We start from the raw sequence: 23,430 nt of genomic DNA, 5'->3' as shown, positions 1-23,430 counted from the left end.
GCAAACCTTCTGATTCAATTACGAGTGATCGTTTCGCTTAGGTTAAGCATGACTGCCGCTACCTGAGTCCAGGCAGCCAACTCGACTGGCTTGAGTTCTTCATCAAGCGATGCTTCGCCCCTAGCCAAGAGCTTTTTGGCTGCGCGTGGATCCTTTCGGAATCGGCTCGTCTCCCGTTGCACTAAGTTCATCAAAATGGCAATCTCATTGGGCGAAGGGGGACGCGAGAGGACTTCTTCAAAGGCCCACTCAATCCGAACGGCCTCGTCCTTTGAATGATGCAACATCCGCTCGGCCAGTTTAAGAGCCGCTTCGACAAATTGGACATCGTTGAGAAGCACCAACGCCTGGAGCGGGGTGTTTGTTTTCTGGCGGGCGATCACGCATGTTTCTCGATTCGGTGCATCGAACGTAGCGAGATTCGGAGGGGGCGAAGTGCGTTTCCAGTAGGTATACAACGAACGCCTGTAAAGCTTCTCACCGTGATCTTGGACAAACGCCTGCGCCGTGGCGGGGGTACTGGCGTAGTGGCTGACTTCCCTCCACAAGTCGCCCGGTGCATAGGGGTTCACGCTCGGCCCGCCAATCCGCCGCACGAGTAGACCACTGGCCTGCAAAGCTGAATCGCGAATGAACTCCGCCTGCAGACGGAATCGCGGTCCTCGCCCTAACCACCGATTCTCCGGATCTTCCTCTAACAGCGCGGGTGTAGGAATCGAAGACTGGCGGTAGGTCGCCGAGAGGACCATTTGTCTGACTAACCGCTTGACGTCCCATCCCGACTCAATGAAGTCAACCGTCAGCCAGTCAAGCAGTTCCGGATGGCTAGGGTACGCGCCCTGCGCACCGAAGTCGGCCTCCGTGGTGACGAGCCCGCGACCGAAAAACAACTTCCAAATCCGATTAACCGCCACTCTTGCTGTGAGCGGATGCTCTGGCAAGGTCAGCCATTGGGCTAAACCAAGCCGATTAGCCGCCGCACCCTTGGGGACCGGCGGAAGAATTGCTGGGGTCGCAGGTTTTACTTGTTCCGCAGGCTGTTGGTAGTCGCCGCGCGTCAGCACAAATGTGGGCCGTGGATCGGACGCTTCACGCATCACCATCGTTGAATGAAGCTCGGTCAGACTGCGAAGTCGATCTTCCAGATTCTCCAATTCTATGCGGAGCGGTGCCGTATCTTTGGCGAACGTACTGTAATGCTCGAATAACTGCTTCCGCTGCACTGACGAGCGTTCTGACGGGTCAGTTAGCACAGCAGTGATGATATCCTCAGGGAGGTCGGAACCGTCGTCACAACCAGTGAGAGCTTGCACCTCGAAACGGCGTGCGATGAGGCGATGCCCGAAACCAAAATTGAACTGGAGTGTCAGGTGCGGCGTGATTGCTGAGTCAATTGGCTCATCAAAAGTGACGGTCAACTCAGCCGGGCCGGTTTGTTCGTCTGCTGGCGACCAACCATTGAGGCGGCGGGGGTCACGGACCAACTCGGGGCGAAATCCTTCAGCCCAACTACTGGCGGATACAGCAGCAAAACGTTTTAGGCCATGCAAGTTGACTTGCTCTGCTGGAGAAGCGCTGGCACTCACGGACAGTGCCGTCAGCACAAACGTGTTTTTCTCGGCTACTCTTTCCTTCTTATCCTCGCTTGCTGCCTGTCCGTCGCGGCTTGACGGGGGACCATGCCCCCAACCAACAGCCGATGTTGAGGCATGCGGATGGACAACAACACGCAGCCCGGTGATTGGCTTCTCCAGCCTTTTCAACTCAGCGACCACATCGTAGGCGAGAAAACCGGCCGGCTTGGTGACCGTCACAAACTTCTCTTTCTCAATGGCAAACCCGGCTCCGGCGTTAGGCGTGCTGATGCGCGTCAGTCGAACGGGATGGAGCTGCAGGTCCTTGCCACGCTCTTGAAGCTTCTCAGCTTGTTGTTTCGCCCACCGAGTGACCGCCGATTCCTCCGGCTGGCTAAGCTTCTTCTTCAACGCTTCGATCTGCTGCTCTAACTCAGCTTCTTCAGCGGTTCGCAACACGGTACGCAATTGACGGTAAGGAGCCGGATTCACTCCCCAGTTCCCATCCAGCCCTTTGTCTTCGATCGTGTTGAAGTAAGCAAACAGCTGGTAGTACTCGCGCTGCGAAATTGGATCGTACTTGTGATCGTGGCACTGTGCACATGCCAGCGTCAGCCCCAGGACCGCCTCGCCGAGCGTTTTCACTCGATCAGCGTTGTAGTTGACCAGATTCTCCTCAGGGATCGTCCCCCCTTCGTGAGTTACCATATTGTTGCGTTGAAATCCCGAAGCGATCAATGTGGCATCATTGGCATCGGGTAGCAAATCACCGGCAATTTGGTGTCGAAGAAAATCGTTGTAGGGCAGGTTTCGATTGAAAGCGTCAATCACCCAATCGCGCCACAACCACATGTGACGTCCACCATCAATCGAGTATCCGTTTGTATCGGCATAGCGTGCCGCGTCGAGCCAATCAAGCGCCATCCGCTCACCGAAATGCGGGCTTGCAAGCAAACGGTCAACGAATTTTTCGTAAGACGACTCCTCTGAATCTGCAAGAAACTGGCTGAGGTCTTCAGCCGTTGGTAGCAGACCCGTTAGATCGAGTGCAACGCGTCTCGCCAAGACACGTCGTTCCGCCTCTTGAGTCGGCGATACTTTCCGTTGGGCTAGTTCTGACCTCACGAAATTATCGATGGGATTGTGCGACCATCCGGTAGGGTCCGCGGGAGGTTTGGGTTTAGCAGGAGGGATAAACGCCCAGTGTGTTTGATACTCGCCTCCTGCTTCGATCCAGCGACGTAGAGTTTCAATTTGATCGTTGTTAAGGGGTTTGTGAATGTCCTCGGGAGGCATCTTCAGGTCGGCATCGTCCGTCGTGATGCGCTGGAACAGCTCGCTCGCCTCGGGGTCTCCTGGCACGAGGGCCGCGTATCCCCCACGATCTTCCAGAGCATTCTCCGCCACATCCAAACGCAGATCTGCCTGCCGATGGGCTTCGTCGGGTCCGTGACAAAAGAAGCAGTGCGCTGAGAGAATCGGTCTCACGTCGCGGTTAAAGTTCGGCGTATCTTCCGCGCCAGCAACTCTCAGGCTAGAAGACGCAACAATCAGAGCGACTAGAAAGCGTCGACACCAGAAGTGAACAAGTAGTTCGCGCACAGCGTTATCCTAACCTCCGCCATTCTTCAACTGCAAGGATTGCAAGAGGCCGTAGGAGCTATCATGCGGACGAACGAGACTCGCGACAGCGCCGTTGGCATGACAGCAAAAGGCCAACCCCTAGTAAGCAGAGCGCGGAGGGTTCAGGAATGGTAGCCAGGACGGCATCGGCGATCCGTGAGCCCAAAGTCAGTTGGTCAGTCGCACTAAAATGAATCAGGTTGTCGCCAAACTGGGTGAAATCGTCGGTCGGAATATGCCACGCATTCGGATCGTTATCCGCAAAGTCGATGAGTGCTTGATCGACCTTCGCGATATTCGCCGTGGTGGCAATGCCTGGATTTGACCCGTTCTTCCAATCGGCCGGTTCCACCAGGAAGAGATTCAAATCTGCGAATCCGAGTCCCGGGTTGGCCAGGTCCATTTGTTGGCGGAAACCGTTCATAAAGTTGTCGAGATTCGAAGCATATGCGTCCGCTCGGGCAGTACTAATGGAGTCGCTCTCACCTTGGAGCCAAGCCATCCCTAACAGATTGACGGTGTCACCTCGTGCTTGGATTTCGAGAATGCCATCGTTGACGGCAGCCACGAGCGAGAGGTAGTCGATGCCCGCCGGCGGTTGCCAGCGAGCGATATTCGAACCACCAATAGCCACCTTAATCATTGCTAAGTCTAAGCCCGCGTCGTTAACGAGATCTCGTCCAAGGCTCATTTCTGGACCAAGTCGGGTGACACTCGGATTGAATTGCCACGGTTGCAAAGGCCCGAACGTCTGACCGCTGTCATCATTAAAGCTCCCCGCAGTATTCGTTACGTCATAGTAGAACTCGATTTGAGCATCGACCGGATCGGTACCTGGCTGAGTGGCGGTCGTGTTCGCTTGGCCGACCATGTTGGATTGACCAGCAAGAATCAGGAGATCGACCTCGACAGCACTCGTCGACGACGTTGATATCAATAGCAGCGGAAGAACCAGCAGCGAGCTGATCGGTAATAAACGAAGGTGACGGCGCATAGCGAACCTACTTTGCTTCTAAGAGCAATGAGAGAAATATAGAAAGAACAAAGCTGCACTGACCGACTCAGCAGTCGGTCAGTGCGCTCTGTCATGTCGAACAAAAGGACGCGTTTAGCGTCGTCGAGTGCAGGTGACGAAACCGAACATTCCGAGCCCGAACAAGGCAAGGCTTGCAGGCTCAGGGATCGCACTGATACGCAGATTGTCGTACTGATGCGGCCCATTGAAGGAGACGGCTGACAAGTAAGCTTGCCCACCTGTACCCCACTGAATCGTCTTTGCAGGCAGAGTCAGGCCGTTGACGGTCGAGGTGACTGTCACCAAGCTATCGGTGGAGAAGTCGCCCTCGACAACGATTTTGACATCGTAGAACTTGTCGTTCACGAAAGGATCGGGCGTGCCTTGGTTGACATAATCATCGAAGACGGGTTGATCGAACACGGTTTCGTTGAAACCCGAGTTTGGATTACCACCTGCTTGCAGATTGTAGACGCCTGGGCTCGGCCCGGGGTCACGGCTTAAGAAACCAACGCTACCGCTATTTCGTGGGAACAATGCGTAGCGGAGCGTGCTGTTGTTTGTGTTGGTGATTGCACCAGCACCGCCAAAAGGAGGGTTCATGTTGCTATCGCCGATGCCAATGCCAGCGAATTCGCGACCCGTACCATTAACGTCGCCATCGGTGGGGTTGACCCGCCACTCCACGACGAAACCACCTGCGGCGATCACACTAGCATCAGCAGCCAAGTTGTAATCAAGCACCACACGGTTGTTGTTCACGATGCCGTTGGCACCATCGACGGTCACCCCGCCATCAAGCGTGTAAGATGCCGCCACGGTTCCCGTATCGCCATTAACGACACCGTTGTCAACCGAACCCCAGCCCGGATCAAGCGTACGGCTGAAAGTATCCGTGACAATTGCTGCGTTTGCACCCGTGCAAGCCAAGCAGAGCGTGGCCACCACGGAAGCGAAAACTAGGATGTTACGTCTCATGAGTCTCTCCCTCCAGAATAAGAATTAGGCGACCCATCGACTGCCCCTCCGACAGGTCGCCAACAAAGAAACTAAACTCGGCTGCGCCCCCGACGTGCGAGGAACGCCCCGAAACTGATAAGCCCCAGCATGAAAGCGGCTGGTTCAGGTACGCCCGCTAGTGAGCTCGCGGGCAAGACTTCGACAATCAAGTTATCAATCTTGTGTAAGTCCGTGTTTCCAGCGAGAGCGATGTAAGCCTCTCCGGCGTTGTCACCCCATTGGAAATCGAAAGTGCCGATGTTCGTCAACATTCCGCCAACCTCGCCAATGAAGACGGTCGCCGTCGAGGCGGAATTGGCAGAGAAGTCCGAGGCAACTTCGATTCGCATCGTGTAACCTTTGGCGTTGAGAAAATCGTCGCCAGAACCGTTGTTATAGTTGGCCGCGTAATCATCAAAGACAGCCTGATCGAAGACCAACTCATTGAAGGTGTTGCTCGGATTGCCGTCGGTCAAGGTTCCGAAGCCACCGCGGGCAACGCTGAGCATTGAACCGCTGTTGCGCGGCGCGAAGCCCAAACGTGCGTTGGGATTATTGGGCAGAAACAGGGCGCCGCCCCAATTGATCAGATCATTCGTGTTGCCGAGTGCAAAGCCACCCCAAGAGCGTCCTAGGCTACCGCCGGCACCGTCATCAGTGGGATCGACCTCGAACTCGATGGTAAACTCACCATTGCTTGTGATGGTTGAGTCCGTTGCCAGGTTGTAGTCGACAATCGTCCGACCCGTGCGAAGCACGCCGACACCACCTTCGACCGTTTGTTGTTGGGCATTGCCTGAAGTCGTTGTGAGATAGCTTGTCGAAACGCTTCCCCCCAAGCCGTTGTTGGGTGAACCCCAGTCAGAGATTCCTCCCGGCTCGGTAGCGTTGCCAGTTGTCCTTCCGTTGAAATTGTCGGAAAGGATGGTCGTTCCGTTGGAGGAAAGCACCAGATTGTCGAACTCGTGGCCTGCGACCGAGCCAACTGAGCCATTCTCCGGACCGAAGCCTACGAACCCGAGGTAGACATTGTTGTTATCCTCAGGATCGCTTCCCCAAGTGAACGCCTCGTTTGTGAAAACGGTGTTGCCGCCCACGGTGACCGTTGCGAAGGCTTGAGCCCCGCTTCCAAAACCGTTCGGAGCATCGACATCGACGCGGACCGAATAGGAAGTGGGATTAACGAAAGCGTCGGGGGGGCTGGGGCTGCTACTACCCAAGTAGTTGATGCTGTAGTTCGTAAACGTGCCCTGGTCGATGACCGGCTCATTGATCCCCGCGTTGAACGGGTTGCCGGCGGCGTTGAGATTATCGTTCGCATTACTTCCACCGGGAGCCTCGTTGTTTAAGCGACGTAGCAAACTTCCGGAGTTCCGAGGCGCGAAACCTGCGCGGATATTGTCGTTCCCCAAGTTGGCAATCGCCTGTGGCCCGCCAATGATCGTGGTGTCGGACGAGTCGGTCAGCATGATTGCCGGCCAATCGCGACCGTTGGCACCTTGGCCTCCAGAGTTCGAGGGATAATAGTCCGCCTGCACAACGAAGCCACCAGCCGATTGGACGGCTGGAAGTGATGCCAGGTTGACGTTAGCAATCACACGACCATTCCGCAATTCACCCTGCCCGAGGGGGCCGCTGTAATTTTCTTGCCACAAGACCAAGTCAGCCTGCCCTACGCGGCCGTTGCCCGTGCCGTCAGCTCCATCGCCCGGCTCAGCGGGCATGGTTCCGTTTTCGCGCTGCCATTGCAGAAGGTCGAGACCGCCGATCGTGCCTGAGTTGTTATAGTCTGCACGATTGTCCAACCCGACCGATTGGATGTTGTTATTCCCGGCCGGGTCGGTTGTCAGATAAGCCGTCGGCAAAACCGTTCCGCCAAGGGCGTTATCGAAAGAACCAAAGTCTGAGACCGCAGGAATCGGCGGCGGGCCAAGGTCGCCAAACGCACCGGTGGTACGCCCAAAGCTATCGGAGAAGAGGACCTGGGCATCAGCCGATGCACAGAGTCCAACTACGTGAATCGCCGCCAAAGCGATGGTTAAGCGGCCTAAACTGATAAGTCTCATGGTTTTCCCCTCTTAAGTGGCTCACTGGCCATTGAATCGACGTCGTTTTTTTGACGCACGACAACTAATCGAGTTTGAATTCGAACACATTCTCGCCATCGCTGGCCACGTTCATTCGTAGCTCCGAGTTGAACGCGTATTTATTGGGTAATTTGTTAGCAACCTCCGCGACTTTTTCACGTGGGTTGGTAGCAGAGGCAATCATCCGTCCCGTTTCTTGATAAGCCTGAATCGAGACTTTGTATTCTCCAGGCTTCGGCCCTTTCTGGCTGGGAATGTAAAACTCCCCGTCTCGAATCTCGCAACCTGATGAAGGTCCCTGACCTAAGGGACGTAGCGATAGCCGCCCTTCTTCGAGAGGCTGCCCAGCATAGGTGACGGTGCCGCTTACTTCTCGTCTGCCAGTAGAATCACCACACCCAACTATAGTTATCAATACGACGACGGCTGATAGTCGAACGAAAAAATCGAGTGCTCGTGCGAGATGACACGACATGCTTCTAGATGTTCTGATCTTGCGTTTTTGCATTTCGATTCAGTAGTGGTTCAAAATTTCGTTACCGGGCAACAAACAACAGAAGCTAAAGTTATTCCAGTGTCGCGACTTGCCCATCATCAATAAGAGACAGCAGTCCCCAGGTCCTTATGTCGACTTCATTCGATATGAAGCGAACCGCTCCATCACACAACGCGGCATTCACACCACCGGCGTGGCGGCTTCGCGAACCGAGCGTGTGGCTGCCATAGTTGGCATCATTCAAGTCGATACAAGGCAGTCCAATTTCGGGTTGGTTCTTACACTCGCCGAAGTCGGCTTCGCCACTGTTGGGAGATAGATAGGTAGTAATCAGGTGGCAACTCGCTGCCTCATTCCAGATGCGAGCTCGTCGATCTCTGTCAGCGGCGGTCGTGCCTGAAGGAGCTTGAATCATTTCTAGCAAGAGAAGTGTGTTGGATGTCCCATCGGTGATCTGACCCATTTTCGCACCAAACCCCAGCCAGAAAGGAGCCTTCCGACCATCCTCAATTAGCTGATTCTCGAGCGGCAAGTCGAAGAGCTCTTCGTTTTCTTGGTCGTAATAGAAAAAGGAGCCCCAATTAAGACCGTAATTGCCTTTCGCGTCTCGAATGGTAGCGCCTGTCGCACCCTCCATCCGGAGACTTTCGTCACTAGGGCACTGATACATCGGCATTGGAATCTCCATGGCCTGGCGAACTTGCGCCTGTTGCTGCCACCATGGTGTTTTCATGTCGTAGAGATCAGCCAGTGACGATTGCTCGAGATAAGGAAGCAAGAAAACGATGTTGGGCGTCCTCGGTTGGGAAGGACCTATCAGCCCATGATTACTGGTATCAGGATTCCAACCCAGGCTTCCTGGCGGAAGCTCACCACGCGCCGACTCATAATTCAAATGAGCAAGAGCAACATTCTTCAAGTTGTTGAGACACTGAGCCCGCCGAGCAGCCTCTCTAGCCGCCTGCACCGCTGGCAGCAGTAAACCGACGAGCACACCGATAATCGCGATCACTACCAATAGCTCCACGAGAGTAAAGCCGATACGCGATTGAAGGCTACTTGCAGGTTTCGTCCATGCGGATTTTGCGTATGGTCTAGCCAAGAGTAAGCTCCTGCGGACACATGGTCGTTGTCGAGTAAACACTGGAAAAGCAAGTGTAATAGTGATGAGATGCGGAAACGAACTATTTCCGCTCAATAGAAATACGCCACTCAGTTTCGGGTTCTTACGTAAATTTCCATCCCTATTCTTAATACACCGATTTCACACTAGAAAGACAGCTAATTATCGGCTGCCCTTTAACGCACCCGCGATAGTTTCAAGAACAGCGCACTTTTATAGTAAGATTCGCGTTCAGCGAGGAGTAAAACGGTGTCCGGAGAAGTGTCATTACCAAAGTGTAACCACAAAGGGCCGTGCAGCTTCGGTCAAGAACCAGATGTCCGAACAGATGCCCGACGATAAAGCTTCCCCGGGCGACTCTGAGAATGTTCCTCCTGCTGAGCACGATCGATTTGTCCTGGAAATCATCGCCGCCCAAGGAAGACTATACGCCTACATATTATCACTCCTCTTGGATCGCGATCGAGCACACGATGTCCTACAACAAACCAATATCGTTTTATTAGAGAAGGAGTCCGAGTTTCAGTGGGGCACCAACTTCGGTGCCTGGGCTTGTAGCGTGGCATTTTACGAAGTTTTAAGTGAGCGACGCTCTCGCACGCGAGACCGTCACTTGTTTAATGACGAACTGCTGGCTCTCATTGCCGTGGATGCCGAGGCGGAAGCCCTTTCCATTGATCAACGACGCGTCGCACTGGAAGCCTGCTTGAAGGGTTTAACCCAACCACAGAAAGAATTGCTGACAGCTCGCTACGCTCCTGGAGGAAGTGTCGAAGAAATGGCGGATGTCTTAAATAAAACGCCTGGAGCCGTATCCGCAATGCTGCACCGGATCCGGGCAAAACTAGCCAAATGTATTGCACACCGCCTTAGAGGCTCGGCAGAATCATGAGCGATTCGTCAAACACTGATGCCCATCAAACGCAATCGAAGGAGCTCCACCGGCTCCTTTCCGCCGCCATTGATGGTGTCCTTCCTGATCAGCAGCAAGATCAATTGGCCGAACTGCTTCAGTCGAATGCGAAGTTGAGGCAAGAATACGTCGCGAAGGTTGCCAATGAGGCACTTTTGGAAGAGCGACTTGCAAAACCTCTCTTAGAACAGATGCTCGGGGATGCTGTCTCTCAAGCCACCACAACACCCGAGAAAGTAACAAGTTCTCAAGCCGAGGCTAATGCTAAGTCTGCTTCATCTAGCAGCCATCCGAGCGCTCACCAAGCACGCAGCATTGCTGTTCCACAAGAAAAACATGCGAGCGGAAAGAAGCAGCGCAGAAAGGCGCAAACCTCTCGGCGTGAACTTGTAATTGACCATGCTCCGATCTCCGATTGGATAGCGCGTCGCATGTCGCTCGGTAAGTTTGTGGCGCTGGCCGCGGCTCTGCTGATTGCCGTCGTCATCGTTCGAGGTACGCAAAGCTCTCGCGTAGGCGAGATCTCGTCCTTGGAGAACGTCGTCTGGTCTGGCGAGAAGTTGGAGATCGGTGAAGAGATTGCCAATCGCTGGATCGAGATCGAATCGGGACTGGTACGAGTCAAACTGCCTGACGCTCAAGTTGCACTCCATGGGCCTGCCAAGTTTCGGGTAATCGGCCCAAAACTCACGGAACTCTCTCAAGGTGGCCTGACTGCTCGCGTCGGACCCGATGCCATTGGGATGGTGGTGCAAACTCCAACCTCGACAGTAACGGACCTCAGCACAAGTTTCGGCGTGACCGTTGAAGCGGAATCAACCTGGGTACACGTCACCGAAGGACGGGTACGTGTGAAATCGCAACAGCACGAACAGTCCGTGATTGGTTCTGCGGGTGATTTGATCGCAGACGTGAGTTCAAGCGGTGAACCATCCACGTTAACCCACTATCAAGGACGCATGCTGCAACCAAAGCTGTCGTCAACGTGGAAGTATATTAGCCAGCATCCTGTTGATCTTGACCGGAATGGCTTTGACCAGAATGGCACCGCCTTTCTGTTTCTGGAGAGTTCGAATCGTGTGCTCGCTGAAGACTTAAAAGTCAACTTGCGGGGCTCGGGCCGTTTTCGCAAGTTCAGTCGCCAGGCTGGGGTCATCCCCGCTGGAACGCGTGTGCATTGCTACTTATTGCACTGTGATCCCGAGCATGAGGAGCATACCGTTGGGGGACAAGTCGAGTTCGATCATGAAATCCTTGGCGTCATCACCGACCATAAGCGACTCAATGAGACGAATTCAGCACTCGGTGCCGGGTGGACATTGCAGTGCAAAGATATTCATCGCGGGCTCGAGTCTTCTCCAGAACATAATTCGGATTTGGTAACAATCTCGAAGGATCGAAAGCGACTCGCCGCAACTTTCAGTACGCGAGCGGTCGACCAAATTCGCATCTTAGTCCGTGCAAACTGAGAGCAAGTTGTGGCAAGAACAATACGATGAGGTGCGTGTGCGAAGTTATCTGACCAGTCTGATGTTGATTCTGTTGGCGACGAGCCTTGCTACCGCGGACCAGCAGCGACCCAATATTGTGTTCCTACTCACCGATGATCAGCGTGCTGACCTCTTGGGAGTCGCGGGTAACAAGTATGCGAAGACGCCAAACCTCGATGAATTGGCCGGTCAAGGCACCCTTTTTGAAAACGCCTTTGTCACGACTAGCATCTGCATGACGAGTCGCGCCTCAATCATGCTCGGTCAGCATGCGCTCCGGCATGGTATCAACGCCTTTAATGTTTCGCTAACTCAAGATCAGCTCCAAGCTAGTTACTTCGGACAGTTGAAATCCGCAGGCTACCAGTTGGGTTTTATTGGGAAGTGGGGTGTCGGCTCTCCGCCAGAAGATTTCTTCGACTTCAATCGAGGCTTTCCTGGTCAAGGAAAATACTATTCCGACGAAGAGGGCCAAGCTGAGCACTTAACTGCTCGCATGGGAAACGAAGCTCTTGAGTTCTTAAATCAAGTCGAGACGGATCGCAACTTCTGTCTTTCGATCAGTTTTAAAGCGCCTCATGTTGAAGAGGGTCATCCAGAGAATGTCTTTAATTACGATCGGAACCTGAAAGAGCTTTACAGCGATGTCACGATTCCTCGGGTGCCATTGACCGAGCCAAAGTATTACGATCAGCTTCCCGATTTTTTGAAAAGCTCTGAAAACCGTAAACGCTGGACTAGTCGTTTCGCCACTAAGCACCTGGCTCAAGCGTCTCTGAAAGGCTACTACCGGCTTGTTGCGGGGGTCGATCTTGTCGTTGGACAGATTCGGGCAGCTCTGGAAGAGCGTGGGTTGGCGGATAATACCGTGATCATCTTTTCGTCAGACAATGGTTTTTATCTGGGGGAAAGAGGATTAGCTGGTAAGTGGTACGCTCATGAGGAGTCGATTCGGGTGCCGTTAATCGTGTACGACCCACGAATCCCCGAGTCACAGGCAGGACAACGACGAGCCGAAATGGCGCTGAACATCGATCTGCCATCGACAATCCTCGATTACGCAAATCTTACGAGCCCGCCTTCGATGCAGGGTCGCTCTTTGAAGCCGCTTGTTGACGGTAACAGTTTTGATGGCACCGACGGTGGACCTGGCTGGCCATCGAACTTCTTCTACGGGCACTATCTTGATTGGAATGGCATTCCAAAAAGCGAAGCCGTGAGAACTCACCAATGGAAATACATCACTTATCTGGATGTCACCCCGCCTTACGAAGAACTCTACGACCTTACGAAAGACCCACTGGAGGCCACGAACTTGGCAGATCAACCCGAGAGTGCTAGTACGCTCCAAGACTTTCGGCGTCTTCATAAAGTTATGCGATTGACAGTGCAGTGACAGCTGTACGCTGTAGGTCAAAACTCTCTCGTAATTTAATTATTCAGATGTAGAGCTCTGCAGCACGCCTGGAAGATTTGGTCTTCTACATCAGGGAGCCGCAAAGGCGCCTTGCCTCTTGCTTAATTTAGGCATTAGGAATCCGTGCACAAAGTTTATTCGCGTGCAGCAGCCGGTTAGAAGGACTCGATAATGGTAGACGTATCGTTGGTGGCCCTAATAGCTTGAAATGTGAATCTCAGTAGAAGCCCTGCATGTCGCGGGCCTTTCATCAACACCAACTGCTTCAAAGCTCCTTGCAATCTGAACGCATGTGTTCTACCGGATTAGCGATTACATCTCAAAGGAACAGTTCAAGTCGCGTCCAATTACCCCACAAACGTTTCCTATGGACTTTGCCTTCTCGGTGGTTGCATCATTATCCGAGATGCCCCGACAATTGGGAGAAGATGTTCGTGGACGGGATTAGTCCATACCGCAGTCGACAATGCTTTGAAGGAGAGGGCAAAAATAAATGATACGCTATCAGATTTAGCGCGAGTCAAGCTATGTGGTAGACACGGTTACCGTCTTGTTTTCTAGGTAAGCTAGTAGCCCGATTGGCCCAAGTTCGCGGCCGATGCCGCTTTCTCCGAAACCTCCGAACGGCGCGGCAGCGTCGAACACGTCGTAGGAGTTCACCCAAACGGTCCCCGCGCGTAATGAGCTAGCGACTCGGTGAGCCCTAGAAAGGTCAGAAGTCCAAACTGCGGAGGCCAGACCATAGCGAGTGTTGTTGGCGCGTCGTAGAACTTCTTCCTCGTCCTTGAACCGGAGCACGCTAAGGACGGGACCAAAGATCTCCTCTCGCGCGATCCGCATCTCGTCATTCACGTCGGCAAATAGCGTAGGCTCCACAAAATAGCCACGCTCTCCCCAACGCTTGCCTCCGCTCACGCACTTGGCACCTTCGGCCTTGCCAATGTCAATGTACTTGAGCGTCTTGGATAATTGCGCTTCATCCACTTGTGGGCCTTGCTCAGTTGCCAGATCGAAGGGGTTTCCGAGCCGATGATCTGTATTCATGGCAACAAGTCGCTCAACGACTTCGTCGTAAACATCGTCCTGCACGAAGAGCCGACTGCCTGCGCTGCATGACTGTCCTTGATTATAAAACTGTGCTGCGTGAACTCCCGGGATCGTTGAGTCGAGATCAGCATCAGCGAAAACAATGTTGGGGTTCTTCCCTCCCAGTTCGAAGGTCAACCGCTTCATCGAGTCTGCGGCTTCACGTTGAATGAGCTTTGCTGTGGTCCCCTCACCGGTGAACGCAATCTTGTCGATACCGGGATGCGAAACAAGTGCTGCCCCGGCGGTTGGCCCGAACCCGGGGACCACATTGATCACTCCGTCGGGAATACCCACCTCCTGGGCGAGGCTAGCCATACGCAAGCAACTTAGTGGTGTTTGCTCGGCCGGTTTCATGACGATCGTGCATCCGGCGGCAAGTGCCGGACCCCATTTCCAAGCAGCCATCAGGGCGGGAAAATTCCATGGGATGATTTGACCGACCACGCCAATAGGTTCGAGTTTTGTGTAGCAGAGGTAGTCGCCTCTGAATGGAATCGTGTCGCCGTGGATCTTGTCGCACCAGCCGGCATAGTACCGTAGGCAATCGACGACGGCCGGGAGATCGTCACTCTGCGCGTCGCGAATCGGTTTGCCGTTGTCGAGCGTTTCCAGTGCGGACAACTCTTCCGCATTCTGTTCAACGAGTTCGGCAAGTCTGAGGATCAGTGTTCCGCGATCACGGGCATCCATCCGGTGCCACTCCCCGCCGTCGAATTGTGATCGAGCAGCGCGGACAGCAAGGTCGATATCTTCTTTATCACCCTCCGCAACCTCGGCAACAGTCTCTTCGGTGGCAGGATGAATCGTTTCTAAGGTCTTTCTACTGGCTGAAGGAATCCACTTGCCGCCGATGAAGCAATCTGTGTAGCGCACTTCCGGTTGGGGAACGACAGTCATGCTCTTCTCTGGATCATTTTTCGTTGGAGTAATCACAGGTTGATTCTACATGTTTACAGGCAGTTGTTGACACCTTCTGAGTGGTCGATAATCGAGCCTTCTCTTCCCACGACGATTCGGTTCGTTGAACCGCAAACTCTGGAATGCGCACCCACTTCACTGATTTCCGCACGATTGCTTTCGGGACAACAATAGAGAGAATAGGCTTATAGCTTCAAGCTAAAAAGCTGCTTCTATCCCTTTCATTCCAGTCGATTTGTAACAGTACAAAGGCCAACGGATGACCGATTCTCTACGCATCAACGGAAAACGACTTTGGGACGCCATCATGGAAGTCGCCCGTGTTGGTGCAACCGAACGAGGTGGATGCAATCGACAAGCACTGACCGATGGCGACGGCACAGTCCGCAGGATATTTCGCGACTGGTGCGAGCAAGCCGGTCTGACGGTGCGAGTCGACGAGATGGGCAACATGTTTGCCCGACGTCCTGGAACCAACAGCGACCTGCCGCCGGTCGTCGCAGGCTCGCACCTCGACACGCAACCAACCGGTGGGAAGTATGACGGCATCTTGGGCGTGTTGGGCGCTCTGGAAGTGATCAGAACTCTCAACGATGCGGGAGTTGAGACCCTTGCTCCGCTAGAAATCTTGAACTGGACCAATGAGGAAGGTGCACGCTTCTCTCCTGCAATGATCGGGTCGGGCGTCTGGTCGGGGCAATTCGACTTGGAGTATGGACACAACCGAGCAGATAAGGAGGGCATCACCATTGGTCAGGAACTCAACCGACTGGGCTACGCGGGCTCGGAGCCCTGTCGACCTTTCCCAATTCGGGCCGCTTTCGAAATGCACATCGAACAGGGGCCCGTTTTGGAAAACGAAGGTCTGACCATCGGCGTTGTCACCGGTGTGCAGGGGATGCGATGGTATGACGTCAAGCTATTTGGGCAGCCGGTACACGCGGGCACAACCCCGATGGAAGTCCGGCGCGACCCGTTCATGGCGTTTCATCGCATTTTGGCTCGACTCTATGAACTTGGTTCCCAACATGCTCCCGAGGCACGGGTAACCTTCGGAGACATCAGCGTCGTCCCTGGTAGCCGAAATACCGTGCCTGAAGAACTGAAACTCGCCGTCGATCTGCGGCACCCTGAGCAAAGCAGCCTCGAAGCGATGGATGCCGGCATGCGGACGATCGTCCAAGAAGAAGCTGAACGCGCTAATCTCGGCTATCAAGTGGATGACGAATGGCATTCATCGGCGGTGGCTTTCGACGCCCATTGCATTAGTGCCGTACGTGGTGCCGTTGAGATGCTTGGCTATCCGCATCGCGAAATGGTTTCAGGTGCCGGGCACGATGCGGTTTATGTTTCGCATGTTGCTCCGACAAGCATGATTTTCATCCCTTGTGCTGATGGTATCTCGCACAACGAGGCTGAGGACGCGAGCCCCGCCGACATCGAGGCCGGTTGTAATGTCTTGCTGCATGCCATGCTAGAGCGTGCGAATGCAGATTGAGGAACCAGGTCAAAGATGAGTTTTGTTCCACTTCGTCGTCGAGAGGCTAATGGTGGCACCAGTGCGCTGTCTCCGTGGGGGGTGGATAGCGAATTTGGTACACTCCGTGATGTACTCATTGGCCCGAGGGATCACTACACCTGGCAAACGGGCAACGCGATGGCACGCCGCTCGTTGCGGATGGGCCTTGGATTCGAACCAACGGAAGCGGCGGCTCAGTACGGTGAGATGGTTCAGGCGTATGAAGAAGCTGGCGTCACCTGCCACTTTCTCGAAGCCGATGGTTCGCTGCCCTATCAGGTCTACGCGCGTGACTCCTCGGTGATGACGCCTTGGGGGCCAATCATTACGCAGTTGCAGAGCCCCTGGCGTCGCGGAGAGTGGCGAGCCGTCGTCGACTTCTTCGGACGGAATGAAATCCCCGTCTACGATGTAGTGACAGCCGGCAGCTTCGAAGGGGGCGACTTCATGGTCGTCGAACCTGGCGTTGTGCTGTGCGGAACGAGCGGTGATCGGACCAGCGAATCAGGCATCGCGCAAGTTCGCGGCTGGATCGAAGCGGAAGGCTGGAAGTTTGTCAGCTATCAGTTTGATCCGTTTTTCCTGCATCTGGATGTCATGTTCGCAATGCTTGATGAAAAGCTTGCCGTTCTGTGTACCGAAGCTGTGGAAGACCACCTCGTCGACTTTTTGCAATCACTCAACATCGAAATCATAGATATCCCTTTTAGCGCGCTTATGCAGCTCGAGGTGAACGTCGTCGCATTGGGGGACGGTAGGGTTCTTCTCCCGCGGTCGAGCAAAGTGCTGAAAGACCGCTGCAGGGCACACGGCCTAAAGATTATCGATCCCGAAGTCAGCATGTTCACCGCCGGTGGTGGAGGAGTGCACTGCATGTGCCAGGCCCTACGCCGTGACCGAGTCGGTGGAGACAACGGTTCGAGATAGAGATTGCCACATGGACTAGAGAAGATTCTTTGCAATCCGGAGCAGTTATGAATTTTGACGTCGAAACCATCCCGAATCAGGACATTTGGGAGACTGATCGTAAGCATCTTCTTCATCCCTTTACGCACTTTGATTCCTTTCGCGAGGAGGGATCACTGACGATCACAAGCGGCGAGGGGGCGACCGTTTACGACGCAGACGGCAAACAGTATATCGATGCCGTTGGCGGTTTGTGGTGCACGAACATTGGACTTGGCCGGCAGGAAATGGCTGACGCCATCGCCGATCAGGCCAAGAAACTTGCCTACTCGAATACCTTTTGCGACATGACCTCGGCACCTGCCGCTCAGCTCGCTGGCCTCCTGGCTGACCTGGCACCTGGCTCGCTGAATCACGTTTTCTTCACGACGGGTGGCTCAACCGCCATCGACAGTGCTTACCGCCTGATCCAGTTTTACCAAAGCTGTCGCGGCAAGACAGAGAAGCGTCACATCTTGTCTCGCAAGGCGGCCTATCACGGCTCGACGTATCTCTCGATGTCGATTGGCGGTAAGAAGTCCGACCGCGTGCCGGAGTTTGCTTACATTACCGACACCATCCACCACCTCTCGTGCCCGAATTACTACCGTGCACCGGAGGGCATGTCGGAGTCGGAGTTTTGCGACCATCTTCTCGACGAGATGAAGGCAAAAATACATGAGTTGGGTGCTGAGAATGTCGCCGCTTTCTTCGCCGAACCAGTGATGGGCGCCGGCGGCGTGGTGGTTCCTCCAGCCGGATACCATCGTCGGACCCACGAGCTCTGCAAAGAGAACGATATTCTCTACGTCTCCGATGAGGTCGTGACGGCGTTTGGCCGACTTGGCGAATGGTTTGCCTCAGAATCAGTCTTCGGCATTCAGCCAGACATCATCACTTGCGCGAAAGGAATCACCTCTGGTTATGTACCGTTGGGTGCCGTGCTCTTCTCCGAGGAGATCTACGAAACGATCGCTGCGCCGAATCCCGACCGTGTCTTCGCCAATGGCTTCACCTATTCGGGCCATCCCGTCTCGTGTGCGGCAGCACTCAAGAACATCGAAATCATCGAGCGTGAGAATCTGCTCGAAAAAGTGCGAAAAGACGGCCCCTACCTACGCGAAAAGTTAGAGGAGCTGCGAGACCTACCCACGGTTGGCGACGTACGAGGCAGTCATTATATGGTTTGTGTCGAGAGCGTCGCCGACAAACAGACGAAGCAACCTTTCCCTGACGCGATGAACATCGGCAAGAAAATCTCGAATCGCTGCGAGGAGATGGGACTGATCATCAGGCCAGTCGTCCACCTGAACGTCTTATCGCCCCCCCTCACCTTGACACGCGAAGAGATCGATTTCTGCATCGAAGTTCTACGCAAAGCCATGATTCAGGTAGGAGAAGACTTGCGCGCCGAAGGTTTGCTCAGCTAATCGATTTCCAAATCGTCGAAGGACTGCGACTCACCAAAAACACTGAGCTTCGTCTAGCTAAGCAAGGACTTTTCCATCACGATCAGTCAGCGGTCGTGGCGGATCGCTCCGCTGGGTGGCAAGCGAAACGACGAACAAGGCCAACGCGCTTGCCCCTAACCCAACGAGCTCGGCTGGCAAGTCTCCAGCAAATGCTAGGCAAAGTCCCCACACCACTCCGCCGGTGAGCATCGATGCGAGCGCGCCGGTCGCGTTGGCCCGTTTCCACCAAATGCCAGCTGTGAACGGCACAAACAAGCTCACCAGTGGCAGCTCGAACGAGCTGAGCATCAGGTCGTAGATTTTATCGGCCGTCAATGCAACGACCAACGCAGCCATGCCAATCACTGGAATGGACCAACGCGCCACGGCAAATGAGAGTTTTTCAGAGGCGTTAGGGCGGAACAAAGGTAGAATGTTCGCACTCAAAACACTCGCGGGAGCGAGTAACGCACTGTCAGCACTACTCATCACTGCGGCGAGCAACGCTCCGACGAGAATCACCGCGCCGACGGGGTGAAGGTGCTGCGACGCCAACTCAGGCACAATCATTTCAGGGTCTTCTAGTCCTGGCATTGCGTGAGCACCGATCAAGCCGAGCAGCACAGGAATCATCCCAAAAGTAAGATACAGCACGGCAGCGATGTAGGCAGATCCCTGTGCGACCGACTCGCTACGAGCAGAAAAGCTGCGCTGCATTAAGTCTTGCGTGGCGATGCTTCCAAGTCCAATGATTAGCCAAGCACGCACGTATTCGAGCCACGCGGCACCGGTGGGCTCACTTGGCGTAAAGCGCAATTGCTCCGTCGAGAGCTTCGCAAACGTGGCATCGAATCCTCCCAGACTACTAACAACCAAAGGCAGCATGATCACCAGTCCGACCAGCAGCAGAACAATCTGGATCGCGTCGGTAAACGCAACCGCCCACATGCCACCCGTTGCGGTGTAGATCAATATGATCACCGCACCTAAAGAAATCGCTAGCCTGGGGTCAACCTCGACCAGCGAACCGGCGACCGTTCCGAAAGCTTTGAATTGGACAGCAGTCCATCCCACGTACAGCACAATCAGGGCAACGCTGGAAAGGATTCCCACGCTGGAACTGAATCGTAGCTGGAAAAAGTCGGCAATGGTGAGCAACTGCATCCGGCGCAACGTACGGACATAGAACGTTCCGGCAATCGTCAGACAAAGAGCAGCCCCAAACGGGTCAGCAATGACTCCCAAAATGCCGCCTTCGTAAGCCGCTCCAGCGGCCCCGATCACGGTACCAGCCCCCATCCAAGTGGCCGTTAATGTAGCCGTGCAGAGCCAAAGCGGCAGCGACCGGCCAGCTACGAGGAATTCTTCCGATCCAGTGGCTCGTCTCCCCGCCAGAACGCCAACCACAATCATCACGACGATAAAGCCGCCAACTGCAACTAGCGACAATGTTCCATGAAGCAAAACGCACCTCTGTCTCTTTACACAACAAGCCTCGAACGCCGACAACTACAACGCAAGGATGTTTCAGGGCTTATGCTGAGATACCGCATGATCTTGGCAGGTCGAATCGTTTCTTTCTTTGAGTCAACTTTATCGGAGCTTACCGCCATTCATTCAGATTGCAAGCACGGTAGGAAATAACACCTTGAAATGATATCGCCTTGACTAACTTCTTGCTGTTGGTCTGCTATTGAAAATCTGATCCATCGGCTATGCAGGTTTCTAGAGCACGATGGGCGAGGAGCCCCTTAGGTGAGTACGAAACGAAGACGACGCGACAGTCCCAAGCAGATCGTGCAGAAGCTGCGCGATGCGGATGCGAAGCCCCATGCTGGCAAGGAGCTAGCAGCCGTGCTGCAAGCCCTTGAGATTAGCGAATCGACGTTCGTTCGCTGGCGGAAGCAGTACGGTGGGCTAAAGAGCGAAGAGACCGTTCGCCTCAAGAAGCTCGAAGAAGAAAAAAAGCGGCTCAAGTAAAAAGCAATGAGTCATTGTCGTCAGAGTTACAGGCAGGTACTTCGCTCCTTCTTGACATCGAATGAGCGGTTTGAGTTTGACGGTCAAGCGACCAAATTTGAGCTTCTCGGCATCGATTCCAGCGCAAGAGGCACAAGTCGAATGATCTAGGGACAAAAGACTGTCGCCGGTCAAAGGCTAGCGTGACGGGACTGGAATGAGAAGAATAGATGCCATAACCTAAAAAAAGTTACAAATCAGTTATTGCAATTCTGATCTCGATTCGGTTCTTCAACAGCAGAGTTTGTAATCATGGCAACTCCAAGTGTCGATTCGCGACGCCATTTCTTGAAGTCATCTGCAGGGGTCGCTGCCCTTAGTGTGACGAGTGCACTCGCTGAAACTTCGGGGGTGCATTCCGGCGTTGATGAAACGCTCCGTATTGGACTTGTTGGGTGCGGGGGGCGAGGGACAGGAGCTGCGATTGATGCTTTGGCGGCTGATCCCCATGCCAAGCTTGTGGCCGTGGGTGATGTTTTTTTGGATCGAGCAGAGCAGTGCCTCAAGGATCTCAAGAGGAGCAAGGAATTTGGAGATCGAGTCACCGTTGATGAGGAACACGTTTTCAGCGGTTTCGAGAATTACAAACTGGTTATTGATGTCTGCGACGTAGTGCTGCTAACAACCCCGCCCCACTTTCGCCCAAGACACTTGGCCTACGCCGTCGAGAAGGGCAGGCACGTCCTCGTCGAGAAACCCGTCGCCGTGGATGCTCCCGGAGTACGGAGTGTCATCGAGAGTTGCAAGAAGGCGAAAGAGAATTCCCTCTCGATCGTTTCTGGACTCTGCTGGCGGTACGACCTGGGGGTTCGTGAAACCATGCGGCAAGTCTTGGAAGAGAAGGTCATTGGCGATTTGGTCGCCATTGAGTCGAGTTACAACGCGAATACGCTTTGGCATCGGGGTGACAAACCTGAGTGGAGCCGGATGGAATACCAACTGCGAAACTGGCTCTACTACACCTGGCTCTCAGGCGATCACATTTTAGAGCAGGCCGTTCATTCTCTCGATAAGACGGCTTGGCTCTTGGGCGACATTCAACCCGAATCGGCGATGGCATTGGGTGGTCGTCAGCAACGGACCGACCCCAAGTATGGCCACGTCTACGATCATTTCACCGTATTCTATAAGTACCCCACTGGCCAACACGTGTATTTCACCTGCCGCCAGCAAGATGGAACTTCAACGCATGTTGATGAGCTTGTTCTTGGCACCAAGGGAAAAGCACAAATATTGCGCAATAAGATAATGCCTGCCGAAGGGAAAACTTGGCGTTACCGTGGCCCGAAACCGAGCATGTATCGCGTTGAACATGAACACCTCTTCAGGAGTATTCGCGCAGGCGAGCCGATCAACGACGGCCATTATATGTGTAACAGCACGATGATCGGATTAATGGGTCGTATGGCCGCCTACAGCGGCAAGACCCTGGGTTGGGACGAATGCTACAACAGCGAAGAGCGCCTTGGTCCTACTGAGTACGCATGGTCAGATCTGCCCGAACCAGAGGTTGCCATTCCAGGAAAGGAATTCTCGGTTTGATGCGTTTGGGAACCGCTATCGTGTTCTGGTTGACTTTCCTGTGCTTGTTAGCTCATTGGCCCTCCTTGCCGTTTAGAGAGGCCGCCGAAGTTACCGCGCTAAAAACAGCAAAGAGTACTGCAGGCAAGGCGATGGTTCCTTATCTGGAAACCATTCCAGGCACAGAGGTCTCCTTTGAGATGCTTCCGATTCCCGCGGGCAAGTTTACTCTCGGCAGCCCTGCTAGCGAACCAGGAAGAAGTGCAGACGAGGGCCCACAAGTCGAGATCAATGTCGAGCCCTTTTGGATGGGGAAGCATGAAGTCACCTGGGGCGAGTATCTCGAGTTCACCAAACTCACCAACGTCTTCGAGAAGTTCAACGACCAAGGACTGAGGCAGGTCACCGTAGAAAACCAAGTAGACGCCGTGACCGCCCCGTCAAAGCTCTATGATCCGGGCTTCACGTTCGAGACCGGGGACGATCCGCGCCAGCCTGCGGTCTCAATGAGCCAATTTGCTGCCAAGCAGTACACCAAATGGCTCAGCCTTTTGACGGGTGATTTTTATCGACTGCCGACAGAGGCAGAGTGGGAGTACGCTTGCCGCGCAGGCACCCAGACGGCTTATTACTTCGGAGACGACCCAAGCCAACTTCCCCAGTACGCCTGGTACTACGAAAATGCTGAGGAAGACTATGTAACTGCCAAGGTTGGGCAGTTCAAGCCGAACCCGTGGGGTTTGCTCGATATGCACGGGAACGTTTGGGAATGGGTGATCGACGGGTACGAAGAGAAAGGCTACGCTAAACTGGCCGCTGCTCAGCAGCAGGGCGATCTCGCTGTGAATTGGCCAACGAAGCGGTTCCCAAGAGTTCTGCGTGGCGGAAGCTGGTATTCGGAAGACCCGGCCCGCTTACGATCCGCAGCGCGGCTGGCATCGGATGACGACCAATGGCGGTCCTACGATCCCAACACGCCCAAGAGCCCCTGGTGGTTTGCCAGCGATGAAGGCCAAACCGTGGGCTTTCGCATCGTGCGGCCCGTGCATCCCCCGCCGAAGTCGCAGTGGTCGAACTTTTGGGATGCTGACCTTGAGGAGATTCAACGCGATGCTGATCGCCGCATCGACAAGGAAGGGCGAGGCAAACGTGGGATCATTGATCCTGATTTGCCGAAGGCGATCAAAGCTTTGCAGTAGATTCTCAAGCGATGATTGACTTTTGTTAGGGG

Annotated in this window: 16 protein-coding genes and 1 pseudogene; 9 read left to right on the top strand and 8 right to left on the bottom strand. The window is 54.2% G+C overall.

Features of this window, described 5'->3' with window-relative positions:
* Window positions 1–14: 14 nt before the first annotated feature.
* The 6 genes from RIB44_07815 to RIB44_07790 all read right to left on the bottom strand — a co-directional run bounded on the left by RIB44_07815 (window position 15) and on the right by RIB44_07790 (window position 8,896).
* Window positions 15–3,176: a PSD1 and planctomycete cytochrome C domain-containing protein gene (locus RIB44_07815; protein ID MEQ8616486.1), complete on the bottom strand. Its 3,162-nt coding sequence runs from the start codon at window positions 3,174–3,176 to the stop codon at window positions 15–17.
* Between the two features lie 61 nt (window positions 3,177–3,237).
* Entirely contained in the window at window positions 3,238–4,191 is a 954-nt protein-coding gene (locus RIB44_07810; GenBank protein MEQ8616485.1) for a sialate O-acetylesterase, read from the bottom strand.
* A 114-nt stretch (window positions 4,192–4,305) separates the two neighbouring features.
* Window positions 4,306–5,190, bottom strand: coding sequence for a PEP-CTERM sorting domain-containing protein (locus tag RIB44_07805; protein MEQ8616484.1), 885 nt, complete (start codon window positions 5,188–5,190; stop codon window positions 4,306–4,308).
* 71 nt (window positions 5,191–5,261) lie between these two features.
* Entirely contained in the window at window positions 5,262–7,277 is a 2,016-nt protein-coding gene (locus RIB44_07800) for a hypothetical protein (GenBank protein MEQ8616483.1), read from the bottom strand.
* A gap of 64 nt (window positions 7,278–7,341) precedes the next feature.
* Window positions 7,342–7,773: a hypothetical protein gene (locus RIB44_07795; GenBank protein ID MEQ8616482.1), complete on the bottom strand. Its 432-nt coding sequence runs from the start codon at window positions 7,771–7,773 to the stop codon at window positions 7,342–7,344.
* A 91-nt stretch (window positions 7,774–7,864) separates the two neighbouring features.
* A complete protein-coding gene (locus RIB44_07790; GenBank protein MEQ8616481.1) occupies window positions 7,865–8,896 on the bottom strand; it encodes a DUF1559 domain-containing protein in 1,032 nt (343 codons plus the stop codon).
* A gap of 349 nt (window positions 8,897–9,245) precedes the next feature.
* Between RIB44_07790 and RIB44_07785 the strand changes: the two genes are divergently transcribed.
* The 3 genes from RIB44_07785 to RIB44_07775 are packed head-to-tail and all read left to right on the top strand — an operon-like array spanning window position 9,246 to window position 12,716.
* Entirely contained in the window at window positions 9,246–9,809 is a 564-nt protein-coding gene (locus RIB44_07785) for a sigma-70 family RNA polymerase sigma factor (protein MEQ8616480.1), read from the top strand.
* Complete coding sequence (locus RIB44_07780; protein MEQ8616479.1) at window positions 9,806–11,299, top strand: hypothetical protein; 1,494 nt, start codon at window positions 9,806–9,808, stop codon at window positions 11,297–11,299. The genes RIB44_07785 and RIB44_07780 overlap by 4 nt, the downstream gene beginning before the upstream one ends.
* A complete protein-coding gene (locus tag RIB44_07775; protein MEQ8616478.1) occupies window positions 11,289–12,716 on the top strand; it encodes a sulfatase in 1,428 nt (475 codons plus the stop codon). Before RIB44_07780 ends, RIB44_07775 begins: the two co-directional genes overlap by 11 nt.
* A 546-nt stretch (window positions 12,717–13,262) precedes the next feature.
* On the opposite strand, the gene RIB44_07770 is transcribed toward RIB44_07775, so the two are convergent.
* Window positions 13,263–14,723 (bottom strand): aldehyde dehydrogenase family protein, encoded by a 1,461-nt coding sequence (locus RIB44_07770; GenBank protein MEQ8616477.1) that lies wholly within the window; start codon window positions 14,721–14,723, stop codon window positions 13,263–13,265.
* A gap of 280 nt (window positions 14,724–15,003) precedes the next feature.
* Between RIB44_07770 and RIB44_07765 the strand changes: the two genes are divergently transcribed.
* Genes RIB44_07765 through RIB44_07755 form a run of 3 tightly spaced genes read left to right on the top strand, consistent with a single transcriptional unit; the run spans window position 15,004 to window position 18,638 of the window.
* Window positions 15,004–16,242: a Zn-dependent hydrolase gene (locus RIB44_07765; protein ID MEQ8616476.1), complete on the top strand. Its 1,239-nt coding sequence runs from the start codon at window positions 15,004–15,006 to the stop codon at window positions 16,240–16,242.
* A 15-nt stretch (window positions 16,243–16,257) separates the two neighbouring features.
* Window positions 16,258–17,190 (top strand): arginine deiminase family protein, encoded by a 933-nt coding sequence (locus RIB44_07760; GenBank protein ID MEQ8616475.1) that lies wholly within the window; start codon window positions 16,258–16,260, stop codon window positions 17,188–17,190.
* A 47-nt stretch (window positions 17,191–17,237) separates the two neighbouring features.
* The gene (locus RIB44_07755) at window positions 17,238–18,638 is read left to right on the top strand and encodes an aminotransferase (GenBank protein MEQ8616474.1); all 1,401 of its coding nucleotides are present in this window, start codon (window positions 17,238–17,240) and stop codon (window positions 18,636–18,638) included.
* Between the two features lie 57 nt (window positions 18,639–18,695).
* On the opposite strand, the gene RIB44_07750 is transcribed toward RIB44_07755, so the two are convergent.
* On the bottom strand, window positions 18,696–20,108 hold the full coding sequence (locus RIB44_07750) for a sodium:solute symporter family protein (GenBank protein MEQ8616473.1): 1,413 nt from the start codon (window positions 20,106–20,108) through the stop codon (window positions 18,696–18,698).
* 306 nt (window positions 20,109–20,414) lie between these two features.
* On the opposite strand from RIB44_07750, the pseudogene RIB44_07745 reads away from it, so the two are divergent.
* The 3 genes and pseudogenes from RIB44_07745 (at window position 20,415) to RIB44_07735 (ending at window position 23,398) form a co-directional block, all read left to right on the top strand.
* Window positions 20,415–20,636 (top strand): annotated as a pseudogene (locus RIB44_07745) (transposase).
* Window positions 20,637–20,930: 294 nt separating this feature from the next.
* Window positions 20,931–22,220: a Gfo/Idh/MocA family oxidoreductase gene (locus tag RIB44_07740; GenBank protein MEQ8616472.1), complete on the top strand. Its 1,290-nt coding sequence runs from the start codon at window positions 20,931–20,933 to the stop codon at window positions 22,218–22,220.
* A gap of 65 nt (window positions 22,221–22,285) precedes the next feature.
* The gene (locus RIB44_07735) at window positions 22,286–23,398 is read left to right on the top strand and encodes a formylglycine-generating enzyme family protein (protein ID MEQ8616471.1); all 1,113 of its coding nucleotides are present in this window, start codon (window positions 22,286–22,288) and stop codon (window positions 23,396–23,398) included.
* Window positions 23,399–23,430 lie beyond the last annotated feature (32 nt).

The sequence above is a fragment of the Lacipirellulaceae bacterium genome (assembly GCA_040218535.1).
Lineage (GTDB): Bacteria > Planctomycetota > Planctomycetia > Pirellulales > Lacipirellulaceae > Adhaeretor.
Note: the sequence above shows the minus strand (reverse complement) of the source record. Positions and strands in the feature narration are given on the sequence as shown.

What these genes read in the sequence shown, in the direction of transcription:
- RIB44_07800 (MEQ8616483.1), bottom strand. Translation starts at nt 7,277, where the DNA reads ATGAGACTTATCAGTTTAGGCCGCTTAACCATCGCTTTGGCGGCGATT.
- RIB44_07755 (MEQ8616474.1), top strand. Translation starts at nt 17,238, where the DNA reads ATGAATTTTGACGTCGAAACCATCCCGAATCAGGACATTTGGGAGACT.
- RIB44_07770 (MEQ8616477.1), bottom strand. Translation starts at nt 14,723, where the DNA reads ATGACTGTCGTTCCCCAACCGGAAGTGCGCTACACAGATTGCTTCATC.
- RIB44_07765 (MEQ8616476.1), top strand. Translation starts at nt 15,004, where the DNA reads ATGACCGATTCTCTACGCATCAACGGAAAACGACTTTGGGACGCCATC.
- RIB44_07795 (MEQ8616482.1), bottom strand. Translation starts at nt 7,773, where the DNA reads ATGTCGTGTCATCTCGCACGAGCACTCGATTTTTTCGTTCGACTATCA.
- RIB44_07760 (MEQ8616475.1), top strand. Translation starts at nt 16,258, where the DNA reads ATGAGTTTTGTTCCACTTCGTCGTCGAGAGGCTAATGGTGGCACCAGT.
- RIB44_07785 (MEQ8616480.1), top strand. Translation starts at nt 9,246, where the DNA reads ATGCCCGACGATAAAGCTTCCCCGGGCGACTCTGAGAATGTTCCTCCT.
- RIB44_07810 (MEQ8616485.1), bottom strand. Translation starts at nt 4,191, where the DNA reads ATGCGCCGTCACCTTCGTTTATTACCGATCAGCTCGCTGCTGGTTCTT.
- RIB44_07780 (MEQ8616479.1), top strand. Translation starts at nt 9,806, where the DNA reads ATGAGCGATTCGTCAAACACTGATGCCCATCAAACGCAATCGAAGGAG.
- RIB44_07805 (MEQ8616484.1), bottom strand. Translation starts at nt 5,190, where the DNA reads ATGAGACGTAACATCCTAGTTTTCGCTTCCGTGGTGGCCACGCTCTGC.
- RIB44_07740 (MEQ8616472.1), top strand. Translation starts at nt 20,931, where the DNA reads ATGGCAACTCCAAGTGTCGATTCGCGACGCCATTTCTTGAAGTCATCT.